Source organism: Microbulbifer sp. CAU 1566 (genome assembly GCF_023156515.1).
GTDB lineage: Bacteria > Pseudomonadota > Gammaproteobacteria > Pseudomonadales > Cellvibrionaceae > Microbulbifer.
In genome coordinates this window covers 173,832-188,390 of the sequence record NZ_JALNMG010000003.1, presented here as the reverse complement: position 1 = coordinate 188,390, position 14,559 = coordinate 173,832, and the positions used below count along the sequence as shown (strand labels likewise).

13 protein-coding genes are annotated in these 14,559 nt (G+C 56.7%); 10 read left to right on the top strand and 3 right to left on the bottom strand.

The genetic code is table 11. The features are described from left to right. Positions 1 to 13: 13 nt before the first annotated feature. A complete protein-coding gene (locus tag M0G74_RS09215; protein ID WP_160153899.1) occupies positions 14 to 1,591 on the bottom strand; it encodes a LysM peptidoglycan-binding domain-containing protein in 1,578 nt (525 codons plus the stop codon). Between the two features lie 161 nt (positions 1,592 to 1,752). Continuing rightward, positions 1,753 to 2,547, bottom strand: coding sequence for a hydroxyacylglutathione hydrolase (gene gloB, locus M0G74_RS09210; RefSeq protein ID WP_248216313.1), 795 nt, complete (start codon positions 2,545 to 2,547; stop codon positions 1,753 to 1,755). 148 nt (positions 2,548 to 2,695) lie between these two features. On the opposite strand from gloB, the gene M0G74_RS09205 reads away from it, so the two are divergent. From M0G74_RS09205 to dnaQ, 3 genes are all read left to right on the top strand, one after another. Beyond that, a complete protein-coding gene (locus tag M0G74_RS09205; RefSeq protein ID WP_160153897.1) occupies positions 2,696 to 3,505 on the top strand; it encodes a class I SAM-dependent methyltransferase in 810 nt (269 codons plus the stop codon). Positions 3,506 to 3,573: 68 nt separating this feature from the next. Next, positions 3,574 to 4,011 (top strand): ribonuclease HI, encoded by a 438-nt coding sequence (rnhA, locus tag M0G74_RS09200; protein ID WP_248216312.1) that lies wholly within the window; start codon positions 3,574 to 3,576, stop codon positions 4,009 to 4,011. Between the two features lie 4 nt (positions 4,012 to 4,015). After that, positions 4,016 to 4,738, top strand: a complete 723-nt coding sequence (gene dnaQ / locus M0G74_RS09195; RefSeq protein ID WP_160154978.1) for a DNA polymerase III subunit epsilon — start codon at positions 4,016 to 4,018, stop codon at positions 4,736 to 4,738. A gap of 113 nt (positions 4,739 to 4,851) precedes the next feature. Here the strand turns inward: dnaQ and nhaB are convergent, their stop codons facing one another. Further along, positions 4,852 to 6,384, bottom strand: coding sequence for a sodium/proton antiporter NhaB (gene nhaB / locus M0G74_RS09190; protein WP_248216311.1), 1,533 nt, complete (start codon positions 6,382 to 6,384; stop codon positions 4,852 to 4,854). Positions 6,385 to 6,762: 378 nt separating this feature from the next. Between nhaB and M0G74_RS09185 the strand changes: the two genes are divergently transcribed. From M0G74_RS09185 to M0G74_RS09155, 7 genes are all read left to right on the top strand, one after another. Continuing rightward, positions 6,763 to 8,460 (top strand): hypothetical protein, encoded by a 1,698-nt coding sequence (locus M0G74_RS09185; protein WP_248216310.1) that lies wholly within the window; start codon positions 6,763 to 6,765, stop codon positions 8,458 to 8,460. A 156-nt stretch (positions 8,461 to 8,616) separates the two neighbouring features. Next, positions 8,617 to 9,321 carry an NAD(+) diphosphatase gene (gene nudC / locus M0G74_RS09180; protein ID WP_248216309.1) on the top strand — a complete coding sequence of 235 codons (705 nt, stop codon included), beginning with the start codon at positions 8,617 to 8,619 and terminating at the stop codon, positions 9,319 to 9,321. Positions 9,322 to 9,348: 27 nt separating this feature from the next. Continuing rightward, a complete protein-coding gene (locus M0G74_RS09175) occupies positions 9,349 to 9,999 on the top strand; it encodes a cation/multidrug efflux pump (protein WP_160153892.1) in 651 nt (216 codons plus the stop codon). Between the two features lie 92 nt (positions 10,000 to 10,091). Continuing rightward, entirely contained in the window at positions 10,092 to 11,315 is a 1,224-nt protein-coding gene (gene sohB, locus M0G74_RS09170) for a protease SohB (RefSeq protein ID WP_248216308.1), read from the top strand. A gap of 72 nt (positions 11,316 to 11,387) precedes the next feature. Continuing rightward, positions 11,388 to 12,392, top strand: a complete 1,005-nt coding sequence (locus tag M0G74_RS09165; protein ID WP_248216307.1) for a YhdH/YhfP family quinone oxidoreductase — start codon at positions 11,388 to 11,390, stop codon at positions 12,390 to 12,392. 175 nt (positions 12,393 to 12,567) lie between these two features. Beyond that, complete coding sequence (locus M0G74_RS09160; protein WP_248216306.1) at positions 12,568 to 13,830, top strand: patatin-like phospholipase family protein; 1,263 nt, start codon at positions 12,568 to 12,570, stop codon at positions 13,828 to 13,830. Continuing rightward, the gene (locus tag M0G74_RS09155; protein ID WP_248216305.1) at positions 13,811 to 14,524 is read left to right on the top strand and encodes a DUF4919 domain-containing protein; all 714 of its coding nucleotides are present in this window, start codon (positions 13,811 to 13,813) and stop codon (positions 14,522 to 14,524) included. The genes M0G74_RS09160 and M0G74_RS09155 overlap by 20 nt, the downstream gene beginning before the upstream one ends. The last annotated feature ends 35 nt before the right edge of the window (positions 14,525 to 14,559 follow it).

Genomic DNA, 14,559 nt, shown 5'->3' with positions numbered 1-14,559 from the left:
GGGGAAGCGTTCGTCAGCCGTTGGATGCGCTGTCTACGAAGAGGGTCAATCGCTGACCCGGCTGAAGGTAGCCTTTCTTGCTGATTTTGTTCCAGCGCACAATGTCGCTGATATCGATGCTGAACTTGCGCGCGATCCGGTAAAGAGAGTCGCCATTGCGTACCCGGTAGGAAACTTTGCGGGTTGTTCGGCTGCTTTGCTCGGTCTGGCTGCCACTGCCGGAGTAGGCGACGAGCTTGTGGCCCGGGCGGAGGGTGTCGCCGGGTGCCATGTTGTTCCAGCTGGCCAGTTCGCGCACTTTGACGTCCATGGACCGGGCAATGCCCCAGAGGGTGTCTCCCGGGCGAACGGTGTAACTGGTTTTCTGTCCTTTTCCGGATGACTGGCGGCGCTGTACACGCTGGTCGATCGAGTAAGCGTACTGGGCGCTGGGGCCGGAAGCGCTGGGGATCAGAAGTGTCTGTCCGGCGCGGATGCTGCTGCCGCGGAGTTTGTTGGTCTGCTGAATTGCGGCAATGGTGGTTTCGTAGCGGCGGGCAATGACCGAGAGCGAGTCGCCGCGGGCGACAGTGTAGCGCTGCCAACTTACCCGTTTATCCGCCGGTAAATTCCCCAGGGCTTCGACAAACTGCGCACTTTTATCGCTGGGAATGAGCAGTTGGTGGTTGCCGTTGGGGTCGGTCGCCCAGCGGTTATACCCGGGGTTTAGCAGGTAGAGTTCTTCAATTTCAATTCCCGCCAGCTCAGAGGCCTGGGCCAGATCGATCTGGCTGCCGACATTCACCGCCGTATAGTAGGGGGTATTGCCCACGTCGTGCAGGGGAACCTGGTAACGCTCCGGGTGCGCCACCACTTCGGCAAGCGCCAATAACTGGGGTACGTAGCGCTTGGTTTCCCGGGGCAGTTTCAGATCCCAGAAGCTGGTGCCTTTGCCGCTGCGTGCATTGCGCTCGATGGCCCGTCGAACGGTCCCTTCGCCGGCATTGTAAGCAGCGAGTACCAGCAGCCAGTCATTGTCGAACTTGGCTGCCAGGTAATTGAAGTATTCCGACGCGGCGCGAGTGGATTCCACGACATCACGGCGGCCGTCATACCACCAGTTCTGGTCCAGGCCGAAAGATCTGCCGGTAGCGGGAATAAACTGCCACATTCCGGAGGCTTGCGCATGGGAGTAGGCGAATGGGTCGTAGGCGCTTTCCACAATGGGTAGCAGTGCGAACTCCAGGGGGACGTTGGCCTGATCCAGCTGCTCAGCTACATGGAAGATGTAGCGGCGAGAACGTTCGGTCACTCGGGCCATATAGCCCTGGTTGGATGAGAAATACTTGACGTAGTCTTGGACCTTCGGGCGTTGGATCTCGCGATCGAGGGAGAAGCCCTGTCGCAGTCGCTGCCAGATATCCTTCGGTGGCAGCGCCGGTTCGGCCGCGCTCAGAATGTTCTGGCTGATATCCTGAACCTGGCTGTTTTCGACCTCGCCAGCCCCGGGGGTGGTGTGGCTCGAGCTGCCGGATTGCGGCGCAGAATCGAGTTGCGCGCAGGCCCCCACTGCCGTTGCCAGAATTGCAACGGCAAATTTCTTATAAACCATGCTGGTGTCCGCAGTCTGTCGTTATCTTTTTGCCAAGCGTGTAGCGGGCGCCGTCCAATCAGGGGCGCCTGTCGCCTGAATTATCGATTAATACGCTTGAGCTTTAATTTGTAATTGTCTGATTCTAAAGAGGGTCTTTGGTTCCGGTCAATGCAAATTGCCTAAAAATTGTCCTTCCAGTGTCGTAAAGTGGCGAATATTTCTACAGTGGATGGGGCTTCCCCGGCGCCGTGCGCGATCGCCTGTGTCCGTACCGCGTCAGCGCTGGTGCGCAGGAAAGGGTTGGTGGCGAGCTCCAGCGCAATAGTGGATGGCAGTGTCGGCAAGCCGCGCTGGCGTATTGCCTGTGCTGCCACCTGGCGCTCGGTGACCTCCGTGTTGGCCGGGTCAGCGGCCGCGGCAAATTTCAGGTTGGAGAGCGTGTACTCGTGGGCGCAGTAGACCCGGGTTTCCGGGGGTAGAGCGGCGAGCTTGGACAGTGAATGGTGCATCTGTTCTGGTGTGCCCTCGAACAGACGTCCACAGCCGGCGGCAAAGAGGGTGTCGCCGCAGAAGAGGTGGGTAATGGCATCATCCCGAAGTATCAGTGCGATGTGGTCGAGGGTGTGACCGGGTACCGCGATAACGTCCCAGTGGCAGCCCATCAAGTCTAATGTATCGCCATCATTCAGGGGGTGGGTGACACCTGCAATACTGCCGGGGCCATAGACCGGGCAGTCGAACGCCTTTTTCAGCGCTTCGACACCGCCAGTATGGTCGAAATGGTGGTGGGTCAAAAGGATGCCCGTTAGCGGCGAATCCCCCAATGCCGCCATCACTGGCGCGGCATCCCCGGGGTCTACCACCCAGTTTTGCTGGGCGTTTTCGTTACCTGTTTCGCTACTTATTTCGCCACTTTGCTGCAAATGCCAGATATAGTTATCGCTAAATGCAGGAATTGGGTGGATTGTGATCATTGCTGTGTCTCGCTAACCTACTGGATGTCGCAACCTTAACATAGAGAGTCCAGCTGTTTGGGGCCGCTGACCTGACGGGTCCTGCAGTTGGCAGTGTTTTCGGTCGCTTGTGACCCATAATTCGAGGAGCCGCAAAAGGAGCTGCCAGATGGGGCGGAAATCGGAGTTTACATCTCTGTTCGAGCGCGGCGGTGCTCAATTGCCGCCGCTATCTCAGTCTTGCCCGGAGCTAAGCGATTGGTTCAAGGGTGGCTTGGGTCAGGAAATTCTCACGCAGCAGCTCGCCCTGGTTCAGCCGCTGGTAGAGCGCTTGTTCGGCTACCACCTGATGCAGGCCAGTGTAGCGGAGCAGGTAGACTTTGCGGCCTGTAGCCGGATCAATCACCGCTTTCGCCTGAGCCCTTGTGTTGAGGGTGGTGGCGCGGCGCTGGTGGAGTTCGAACAGCTGCCGCTGCCAGCGGAATCTATCGATGTGGTGATTTTGCACCACATGCTGGACTTTGCTCCCCATCCCCACCAGGTGTTGCGCGAAGCGGCGCGGGTGCTGATTCCTGGGGGACACATGGTGCTGATCGGCTTCAATCCCTTCTCGTTGTTGGGGCTTACACGTATCTTTGGGTCCTCGAGCATCTACCAGAAGGGCAATCAGTTGCGCGCGGCGCGGGTAGCTGACTGGATGAATCTGTTGGACCTGCAGGCGGCACCGGTCGAACGGGGTTTTTTCCGGCTGCCATTGCAGCACCGTGACCTGCTGGCCAAGACGGCCTGGATGGAGCGCTTGGGTAACCGCTGGCACTTGCCCTGGGGTGGCTTTTACCTCATAGTCGCGCGCAAAGAAGTCGCACGTATGCGCACCATCAAAATTAACTGGCGCGGTGAAAAAAAGCCTGCTTTGAGTGTGGTGCCCAGCAGCCCTCGAGTTGCCGCCAGAGATCGCCACCAAAAACGAACGCGCTGAGTGCAAATGCTTGCATTCAATGCGGCGTATCCTTGTCTTGAATACAATTCGAATTACAAGAGCCCGGTTTGAAACAAGTTACCATTTATACCGATGGCGCCTGCCGGGGAAATCCCGGCCCGGGCGGCTGGGGAGCATTGCTGATGAGCGGCGGTGCAGAAAAAGAGCTGTGTGGAGGGGAGTCACTGACCACCAACAATCGCATGGAGCTGATGGCTGCAATCCAGGCGCTGGCTGCATTGAATCAGCGCTGTACGGTAGACCTGCACACGGATTCCCAGTACGTGCGCCAGGGGATAACCGGTTGGATCCACAACTGGAAAAGGAATGGATGGAAGACCGCCAATAAAAAGCCGGTGAAAAACGCCGATCTTTGGCAGGCCCTGGATGATGCCATCGCCCGTCACGAAGTGCAGTGGCACTGGGTAAAGGGGCATGCGGGAAATCCGGGCAACGAGCGCGCCGATGCACTTGCAAACCGCGGAATTGATGAGTTGGGGGATTAATCCGATGCGCCAGATAGTACTGGATACCGAAACCACAGGTCTGGATCCTAAATCCGGACACCGGATTATTGAAATTGGTTGTGTCGAACTGATCAATCGGAAATTGACTGGTCGCCATTATCATCAATACATTAATCCGGAGCGGCAGGTAGATGACGGGGCCATCGAAGTTCACGGTATCACCAATGAATTCCTGGTTGATAAGCCTGTCTTTTCTCAGGTTGCTGATGAGTTTATGACCTTTTGCGATGGTGCAGAGTTGGTCATTCACAATGCCCCCTTCGATGTGGGCTTCATCAATGCCGAGTTGAAACGGCTTGGCAATCCTCGCTGGCAGAATGTAGCGGCGCATTGCGGTGTGCTTGATACCCTGGCATTGGCCCGGGAAAAGCACCCCGGCCAGAAAAATAACCTGGATGCGCTGTGTAAGCGCTACTTCGTAGACAACTCCCAGCGGGATCTCCACGGCGCATTGCTCGATGCTGAGATCCTGGCGGATGTCTATCTGATCATGACCGGTGGGCAAACGGATCTCGCCTTGGCGGGGGCCGACAAGGGTGGTGATGAGGAAGAAAGCAAAACAGAACAGATGGAGGTGGGTTCGATTCGACGCTTGAGTGCAGAGCGCGCCCGCTTATCCGTGCTGCAGGCCAGCCCAGAGGAGCAGGAAGCGCATGCGCAGTTTCTCGGTTTGCTGGAGAAATCTGCGGGTAAGCACTTCTGGTAAAACGTATTGATGCTAGGGGAAACCCAGCGTTCTGCGAAATACAAAAAAGGGGCCCTTTGGGGCCCCTTTTTAATTCGTGCATAAATCCCGGCAGTGGGATTCAGTTAGCTCGCTTAGATGGCGTAAATCACACAAAGCAGGGCCACAATGCTCAGCACGATGGTGTAAGGCAGAGCCATAATGACCATGCGACCGTAGGAAAGGCGGATCAGCGGCGCCAGTGCAGAGGTGAGCAGGAACAGGAATGCCGCCTGTCCATTGGGTGTGGCAACACTCGGCAGGTTGGTGCCGGTATTGATGGCGATGGCCAGCTTGTCAAAATGTTCGCGAGTGATATCGCCTGCCGTGAGCGCGGCTTTCACTTCGTTGATGTAAACCGTTGCCACGAATACGTTGTCACTGATCATGGATAAAATGCCATTGGCCAAAAACAGCATGCCTGGCTGTTGCTCCGGTTCAAGGCCAAGTACAAAGTGGGTGACCGGCTCAAACAGGTGCTGCTCGTGGATGACTGCTACGATGGCAAAAAAGACTACCAGTAGGGCGGTGAAGGGCAGGGCTTCTTCAAAGGCATGGCCGATACGCGCTTCCTGAATGACGCCGTTGAATGCCGTGAGCAGTACGATGATCATCAGGCCGATGATGCCCACTTCGGCGACGTGGAAGGCCAGTGACAGCACCAGGATCACTGCAACTATGCCTTGCACCCACAGCTCCACAACATCCCGTTGGGTACGTTTCTGTTCCTGTTCTACCGCGAAGTTGGAGAGTACTTCGCGCACAGCGTTTGGCAGCTTTGCCCCGTAACCGAACATTTTGCTTTTTTCCAATATAAAGCAGGTCAGGAGGCCCGCGAGCAGCGCGGGCATGGTGACCGGGGCCATATAGAGGAAGAAGTGCAGGAAGTCCCAGCCCGCCTTTTCCGCAATCAGCAGGTTTTGCGGTTCGCCAACCAGGGTACAGACACCGCCCAGTGCGGTACCGACGGCGCCATGCATGATCAGGCTGCGCAGGAAGGAGCGGAACTGATCCAGATCTGAGCGGTGGTATTCCACCACTTCTTCATCGGAAGAGTGGTCGTGTTCCGGATGGGTTTGTCGGTTTGACGCCACTTTGTGATAAACCGCATAAAAGCCGACGGCGACACTGATCAATACTGCGGTAACGGTCAGTGCATCGAGGAATGCTGACAGCACCGCGGAAACTCCACAGAACAGTAGGGATAGGGTGGTTTTGGAGCGTACGTTGATTAACAGTTTGGTAAATACGTACAGCAGCAGGTTCTTCATAAAGTAGATACCGGCCACCATGAACATCAGCAGCAGGATGACCTGTATATTGTCGGTCACTTCGCGATACACCGCGTTGCTACTGGTCATGCCCAGTAGTACGGCTTCAATGGCGAGAAGGCCCCCGGGCTGCAGTGGGTAGCACTTGAGTGCCATGGCCAGGGTGAATATAAATTCACCAATCAGCACCCATCCGGTAATAAATGGCGAGGTGGTGTGCAGCAGGATAGGGTTGATGATCAAAAATACAGCAATGGTCAGCTTGTACCAGTCGGGTGCTTCGCCGAGGAAGTTCTCGCTGAAGGCTCGGCCGATGCCGCTTCCGGAACGTGACAGGGATTGGTTTAGGGTGTTCATTATGGGTTACTTCCTTGGTTCTCCGTGAGCCCCGTCCCGATACTGCTGGGGGGTCGCCCCGGAAACCTAACCAGTTCCGGGGGAAAATTCAATTGGTTTAACCAGTTGCCATCAGCAAGGATGAGTTTTGTTGATTGATCGATGGAAATTGAGTCCATAAAGGTGGACTCTTGGGCGGTTTGGTATAAATTGCCCTAGCTGCCGGGGTTTTGTACACGAAACCGAATGCGCAAAGCTGTATATTGGCGGCTTTGCAAAACCGCTCCGTGCAACTGCCGCCTGATGGCTCAGTTATCCTAGTAATGGCCGCGGAGTGTGCTGGATGCCCCCGAATACCGGGCGGGTAAAAATATAAAGACAATTGCAGTGGTGTAGGCATTGAGTGAATTGCGCGAAATCAACCTGACGTCCGTTAGCCTGGTAAAAGAAGAACTTGTGGCGAGTATTGAAGGCGCTACCGGTTACCTGGATCAGTTTGCAGCCGATCATGGCAATAAGCAGGCACTTGAACAGTGCATTCAGCGGCTGCGACAAGTTGCCGGCGTGCTGCAGATGGTTCAACTGACGGCAGCCGAGCTGCTGGCCCAGGAAATGCTCACCGCCATGGGAGACCTGCTGCAAGACCGACAGCAGTCACCAGATGAGCTACTCGAAGGTGTCGGTACCGCTTTCTATGTACTGACCCGCTATCTGGATTTTGTACAGAACCGGGCCAGCGCTCGTCCAGAGTTGCTGGTGCCCTATATCAATAGCCTGCGACTCGCGCGGGCACAGGCTCCGGTACCTGAAAGTCACTTCCTGCGCTGCCGCCTGGACGCAAATATGCCGGGAGCGGTGTCCTCCGCGGTCATGTCAGAAGATCTCAAATCCTTTGTACGCCGGTTCCGCCATATGTATCAGGTGGGACTGTTGGCGTTGCTGAAAGGCAAGCCTCGCGGGCCGGCGTATACCATGATGTCGCGCGCGTTGCAGCGTATCGCCAGCGTGTGTGCCGGGCGTCCTAACGGCAAGCTTTGGTCTGTTTCGGGTGCGGCTATCTCCGCGATGGCGGACCGCGAGATGTTGGTCAATCGCCAGCGGGTTATGGTGTTCAGTATGCTGGATCGCCGCCTGCGCAATATTTGTCGCGATGGTGACGCCGCGCTGGATCAGCCGGCGCCGCCGGTATTGATTAAAGAGAGCCTCTATTGGTTGGCTTTGTCCGGTCCCTCCGGACATGGGGAAAGGCTGTTGCAGGTGTTCGGCGTCAAACCGCTGGGCTATCGCGAGCCCGAGCTTGAGCGTGACAGAGCCAGTCTCGGCGGCCCGGGTGCTACGGCGATTGCGGCGGTTGCCAACGCCCTGGATGAGGAGCTTTCCGGAGTGCGCCGGATGCTCGATGATGCCGAGATGATCGGTCTCAGTAACCTGGATGAAGAGGGTGGTCTGGTAGACACCCTGCGTAAAATTTCCAACACCCTGATCCTGCTTAATTTCCGCCGAATAGGTGAGAATTTGGGCGGCTCGCTTACTGCATACCAAAGCTGTGCCGCTGCGGGTGGGCGTGCGGCAGACAACGCCCTGCAGCAGCTTACCAATCAGATCCTGACGGTCGACGGCACCATTCGCGCGCTGCGCCAGACTTCCACGATCGAGTTGGATGAAACCGGACAGGCGGATATTGCACTTGAACGCAGTCAGCTGGCAGAAGCGGAACTCGCGGTGCTAAAAGAGGCCGAAGCGGGCTTGTCGCTGATCAAGCGGGCGCTGGCCTCTTATGCGGATTCCGGCTTTGATCACGGCCATATTCGCAATGTCTCCACCACCCTCAACAGCGTGCGCGGTGGCTTGGTGGTTCTGAGTCTGTCTCGCGCGGCGGCGGTCGTGGAGCGGTTGGTACATTTCGTCGATGCCGTGATCGACCAGAAAAATGTCGCTCCGGCGGTAGAGCAGTCCCTGGAAATTTTTGCCGACGCCATCATCAGTCTTGAGTATTACCTGGGTGAAGTGAAACTGCATCGCCAGGCCGACAAGCAATCGCTGGACCTTGCGGTGGAAAGTCTCGAGGCGCTGGGTTATCCAGTGGAAGTTGCCTGAATGCCGGCATTGGTGCAGTCTGGGATCGGTTAAGGCATTCTGCGATCTATCGCTATGACAAATTTCAGCCCTGCCGGGAGCATATGGCCGCTCCCTGCGTTTCAATGGCATATCCTTGTATCCCATGGGGAAATCCTCTGTGGGCCGCAAGGCCCAATGCACTCTGAATTCCCCTTCGTGTTGCCCGTGCAAGCGGGCACCCCGGCCAGTCACTATCTCGGTGAGTGGCAGGGGGCTCCGTGTGGCGTCCATCACTTGCCGATTCGCGTCGACATTCCCGGTTTTGAATGGCGGGGCTTGAGGACCTTCCTCGGGGCCGTGGACGAACAGCTGTTTTTTTTCATTGGCCGCGCCACGCAAGTAGTGAATTGGGATCTGGATCATCAGTACTGTGGTCGCTGTGGACTGCAGACGGAATACCACCCGAAAGATCGCGCACGCGTCTGCGAACACTGCAGTTTCGCGGTATATCCTCGTATTTCACCCTGCGTCATCATGCTGGTGACCCGTGGCGATGAGTGCCTGCTTGCCCGGCACACTCACCACCGTCACGCCATGTATACCGCACTGGCCGGCTTTATCGAGCCGGGTGAAAATGCCGAGCAGGCGCTTGCGCGGGAAGTGCGTGAAGAGGTGGGGCTCGAAATTGCGAATCCACATTATGTTGGTAGCCAGTCGTGGCCATTCCCGGGGCAATTGATGATCGGGTTTCTGGCGGAGAGCACCGGCGGTACGCTGACACCGGATCGCGACGAAATTATGGATGCCCGCTGGTTTCATCGGGATGAGGTGCCGGAGATAATCCCGCCCGCCGAGACACTGTCGGGACAATTAATCCGAACCTTTACAGGAAATAGCTGATTTCAGGCGTAAACGGGGACCAAATTCATGTATATCGCCATAACGTTTTTGATTGCGTTTATTGCTTTGCTGCTGGTTTTCTGGGGCGGCAAAGTGTTGCTGAAAGGCAACTGGTTAATGGGTTTTTTACGGGGCACCGTCGGATTGGTGTTGCTGGCGGGAGCCCTGCTGATCGTGCTGGTGGCTTTGGATGTCTATAGTTACCGAAACCTGGCGAACGAGCACAGTGTTGGCACTGTTTCTTTCGAGCGCCTCGGTGATCAGCATTTTATGGTCAAGTTTGCCGATGAGGATGGTATTTCCCAGGAGTTTGAGCTCCACGGTGACCAGTGGCAGTTGGATGCGCGGATGCTGAAATGGAAGGGAGCACTGGCGCGCTGGGGGATAGAGCCTGCGTACCGACTTGATCGGCTCAGCGGCCGTTACCTGACCTTGCAGGATGAGCGGAATAAAGAGCGCTCTGTTTACGCCCTGGATCCCAGCGACCACGGTGTGGATATCTGGAGCTGGCTGCGGGAAACCAATAACCGGCTGCCGATTGTTGATGCCGTTTACGGCAGCGCGACTTTCTTGCCGATGCAGGACGGCGCCGTATACGAGGTGCGTATCAGTCATACCGGCCTGTTGGCGCGGCCGCTCAACCAGCAGGCTCAGTCCGCACTCAATGAGTGGCAGTGACCAGATTTAACATGCTGCCTCGTAAGGCGAGTCAGTAGTAGGCCGGCGACAACCGGTTTTGACGAAACGATAATCAGGATTTTGGGGGTTGAGTGGAATTTCTTAGTCAATACGGATTGTTTTTGGCCAAAGTGGTCACAATCGTCGTGGCGCTGTTGGTCGTCATCGGTATTATCGTGGCCAATCGTGCCCACGGGAAGGACCGGCAACCCGGTCATATTGCCGTCACGCGCCTGAATGACCGCTATGAGGATATGAAAGAAGTTCTGCTGGAAGCGGTTATGGACAGCGCTGAATTTGACGCGCGCAAAAAACAGCAGGAAAAAGACCGCAAAGCCGAAGAAAAAGAACAGGCCAAGAAGCGCAAGGCAGAGCTGAAAGCAAAGGCCAAGGCGGATAAGGCGGCGGCAAAAAAGCAATCGCAGCCTGAGGCGCGCGAAGTGAAATTGCCGGAGCAGGCCGAGGCTGATGCAGAAGCGGGCTCGGTAGCCGTGAGCGGTGAGAAGGTTGCAGAGAGCGGTGAGAAGTTAGCCGGAGAAGACGACAGCAATCTTCGCAAGCGTTTATTCGTGGTGCACTTCGATGGCGATATCAAGGCCAGTGCGCTTTCCAATCTCCGCGAGGAAATTACCGCGATTTTGCAGGTTGCCGAAACGCGTGATGAGGTCGTGGTGTGCCTGGAAAGCCCCGGCGGTATGGTGGCCAATTACGGTCTGGCAGCGAGCCAGTTGGCGCGCGTGCGCAGTGCGGGGGTCAAGCTCACGATTGTGGTCGACAAAGTGGCCGCCAGCGGCGGTTATATGATGGCGTGTGTGGCGGACCGGATTCTTGCCGCACCTTTTGCCATGCTGGGGTCAATTGGCGTCGTTGCCCAATTGCCGAACTTCCACAAATTGTTACAGCGCAACGATGTGGATTTTGAACTGTTTACCGCTGGTGAATACAAGCGCACGGTGACTATGTTCGGGGAGAATACCCCGGAAGGAAAAGAGAAATTCCAGAGTGACCTGGAAGAAATCCATACCTTGTTCCAGCATTTTGTTTCCGAATATCGGCCACAACTGGATATCGCCAAGGTGGCAACCGGAGAAGTATGGTTTGGTCAGCGTGCGCTGGATCTGGCGCTGATCGATGAATTGAAAACGTCCGATGAGTATCTGACGTCACGGGCGCAAAACGCTGATCTTTATCAGATTGAGTACAAAGAGCGTCAGAATATCGCCAAAAAATTTGGCTTTGCGGCGCAGTCCGGTATCGAGAGCGCGCTGGCAAGGCTGCTTTCGCGACTGGCAGCCTGGCGTCATCAGGCACAGTAAACGCTTGCTGGGGACCTGTGGGGCTCTGGTAGCGAGCGGGGGCGGAATGGCGGCAAAACAAGGGAATTGGAAATGACGGACAACACATATCGCGCGATGCTGGTGGAAGAGGTAGCTGCGGGCAAATACGATCAGGGTATTGTGGATCGCCCGCTGTCGGCGCTGCCGGCGAATCCCGTTGTCATTGATGTTTCCCATTCTTCCCTGAACTACAAGGATGCACTGTCTGCGTTCGGTAATCGCGCCGTCACACGTGACTATCCTCATACCCCCGGGATTGATGCCGCGGGCAAGGTATTACGGGACGACAGCGGTGCCTTCACCAAGGGTGCCCAGGTACTGGTTACCGGTTACGACCTTGGTATGAATACGGCGGGCGGATTGGCGGAACGTATCGCTGTTCCCTCTGACTGGGTGACGCCATTGCCGGATGGCCTGTCCCTGCGCGAGGCGATGATTCTTGGCACCGCTGGTTTGACCGCGGCCCTCTGTGTCGAGAAGTTACTGGAGTCCGGGGCGAAACCCGCGGATGGCGAAGTCCTCGTGACAGGTGCCACCGGTGGTGTTGGTTCCATTGCGGTAGCCCTTCTGGCGAAACTGGGGTTCCGGGTAGCGGCGGTTACCGGCAAGCTGGAGTCCGCCGAGTTCCTGACCGGGCTGGGTGCCTGGAAAGTGCTCGACCGTGAGACGCTGGCGCCTTTTGCCAACAAGGCCATTGCCAAGCCCCTGTGGGCCTGGGCGGTGGATACCGTGGGCGGCGAAACACTGTTCAATGTCATCAAATGCCTTAAGTACGGCGGCGGTGTGGCAGCGTGCGGCATGGCTTCCGGTGCCCAGTTTCAGGCCAATGTCTTTCCGTTCATTCTGCGAGGTATCAGCTTGCTCGGTGTCGACAGTGTCGAACTGCCGCTGTCCAAGAAGGCCGAGGTCTGGGAGAAGCTCGCCGGAGACTGGTATATCGGTGAGCAGCTGGAAAAAATTGCGGAAGATATTTCCCTGGATCAGGCGCCGGAATTTCTTGCGCGCCTGCATCGCGGGCACGGGATCGGGCGTTATGTTGTGGATATGACCAGGTAGTGTTTATCTGGTCAAATTATGTGAATCCACGCGCAATATGCAGTCTCTGTCGTGCCATCCCCGTCTGGCGCCTGCTATGCTGAATAGCAACAATAACTTTGAATTGGGAGCGAACTCCCCCAGCCCGGGTGTTTTCGAAACCCTGTTCCCAATATTGTCGATCTGGTAGCAAACTTTGTCGGTCAACCTTCCGCCCACTTCACAGTCACACGATGCCGGTGCTTTGGTGCTATCCGGTGGTGGTGCCCGTGCGGCCTATCAGGTGGGGGTGCTCAGGGCGCTGGCAGAACTCACGCCTGAGACTGAACCCCATCCCTTCAAAATTGTCTGTGGTACATCGGCAGGTGCGGTCAATGCGTTGCTGCTGGCGAGCCATCCGGGTACTTTCAAAGAGGCGGTGGCGCGCCTGTACGATTTGTGGATGGGGCTGACGGTCGACAATATTTATCGCAGTAACTGGACCAGTTTGCTGGGCAATATCCTGACGATCTCGGCGTCTTTGTTCAATCAGGGCGTCGCCCGGCGCAGGCCCCTGGCTCTGCTGGATAACGGTCCGCTGCGGGAACTGGTTACTGAGGTGATCCCATTCGGGAATATACAGCGCAATATCGACGACGGGCGCCTGCGCGCCGTCAGTGTGAATGCCATGTCGTACAACCAGGGGGAATCGGTCAGTTTCTTCCAGGGTGGCGAAGACTTGAAAGAGTGGCGACGTTTTCGCCGCTGTGGTGAACGCACGGCGCTAACCGTGGAGCACCTGATGGCCTCGGCGGCGATTCCCACTCTGTTTCCGTCGGTGAAAATTGGCGATGAATATTTTGGCGACGGCGCAGTGCGCCAGCTGGCGCCAATCAGTCCCGCGCTGCACCTGGGTGCCAGCCGGGTGTTTGTGGTGGGCGTGTCCGATAATCGTTCGCCGGTGCACTGGGGCAAGCACCGCAAGGTCGCCCGGCATTCACCGTCGCTGGCACAGATTGGCGGGCAGCTGTTCAACGCCGCCTTTATCGATAGCCTGGAAGGTGACCTGGAGCATATGGATCGGGTCAACCTGTTGCTGGATGCGGTGGACGAAAAAGCACTGGCGGACCTGGCGCCGCTGCGGGCAGTGGAGTCTGCAGTGATTGAGCCCAGTCAGAGCCTGGACCGCCTCGCCGGTCGCAAAGTGCGCTATCTACCACCAGCACTGCGCTGGCTGTTTCGATCCACCGGAGCCACAACGTCCGGTGGCGGCGCCTCCGCCGCCAGTTATCTACTGTTTGAAAAACCCTATCTGGGTGAACTGATCGAGCTGGGTTATCAAGATGCCATGTGGGAGCGTGACAAGTTGCGCAATTTTTTGCGCCCACGCACTCAACTGGTGGAAACTCAGCAAAAAGGCCTTTTTGGAATCCGGGTGAAACCGGCAACGGAAGCAAGTAATGGCAATACTCCCTCCTGAATCTTCCTTTCTCCGTCGCGGACTGATCGCGTCTTTGGCACTGGTTCTTGCTGCCTGTGGCAGCCAGGGTGTACAGGATAGTGGCAGTGGCAGTGGCAGTGGCAGTGGCAGTGGCGGTGACGGGGCGCTGCGCCAAGCGAACCAAAGTGAATACCGGCAGCTGCTGGCGGAAGCGCACCAGCTGAGTTTTACCCTGGACTTTGATCGCCTGCGGCGGGCCTTTGTGGAATCGTCGGAATACAACCCCTATGGCGGCGTCAAACTGCGGGGTTTACCGGAAGCCTACAGTTCTGTGGAAGCCGCGGATTTTGATGGTTGCCTGCGCAATGTGGACAAGGTGCTCAAGTACAATTACATGAGCCTGGAAGCCCATATGATCGGTGTTTTGTGCAGCGGACAGGCGGGCGATTTTGATCGGGAAGATCAGCATCGCTATATGGTGGAGGGGTTGATGACCTCGATCGAAAGTAGTGGCGATGGCAAAAGCCAGGAAAGTGCCTTTTTGACGATCAGCACATCAGAGTTGCGGGGCTTTGTACGTCTCAAGGGCCTGCAGGTTCTGGATCAGTCTATCGTGTATGACAAGCAGGGCATCTACGACAAAATGCAGGTGCGCGACCCGGAATCCGGGGAAGAGTACCCGCTGTTTTTTAATGTAAGCCAGCAGTTCGCCCAGGCTACAGGCGAGGAGTAGTCCCCCTCATAAACGGTGCGCAATTCACAGGCTGT

Excerpts from the sequence above, each read along its gene's own strand:
- M0G74_RS09215 (WP_160153899.1), bottom strand. The coding sequence starts at position 1,591 with ATGGTTTATAAGAAATTTGCCGTTGCAATTCTGGCAACGGCAGTGGGG.
- gloB (WP_248216313.1), bottom strand. The coding sequence starts at position 2,547 with ATGATCACAATCCACCCAATTCCTGCATTTAGCGATAACTATATCTGG.
- M0G74_RS09205 (WP_160153897.1), top strand. The coding sequence starts at position 2,696 with ATGGGGCGGAAATCGGAGTTTACATCTCTGTTCGAGCGCGGCGGTGCT.
- dnaQ (WP_160154978.1), top strand. The coding sequence starts at position 4,016 with ATGCGCCAGATAGTACTGGATACCGAAACCACAGGTCTGGATCCTAAA.
- nhaB (WP_248216311.1), bottom strand. The coding sequence starts at position 6,384 with ATGAACACCCTAAACCAATCCCTGTCACGTTCCGGAAGCGGCATCGGC.
- nudC (WP_248216309.1), top strand. The coding sequence starts at position 8,617 with ATGCACTCTGAATTCCCCTTCGTGTTGCCCGTGCAAGCGGGCACCCCG.
- M0G74_RS09175 (WP_160153892.1), top strand. The coding sequence starts at position 9,349 with ATGTATATCGCCATAACGTTTTTGATTGCGTTTATTGCTTTGCTGCTG.
- M0G74_RS09165 (WP_248216307.1), top strand. The coding sequence starts at position 11,388 with ATGACGGACAACACATATCGCGCGATGCTGGTGGAAGAGGTAGCTGCG.
- M0G74_RS09155 (WP_248216305.1), top strand. The coding sequence starts at position 13,811 with ATGGCAATACTCCCTCCTGAATCTTCCTTTCTCCGTCGCGGACTGATC.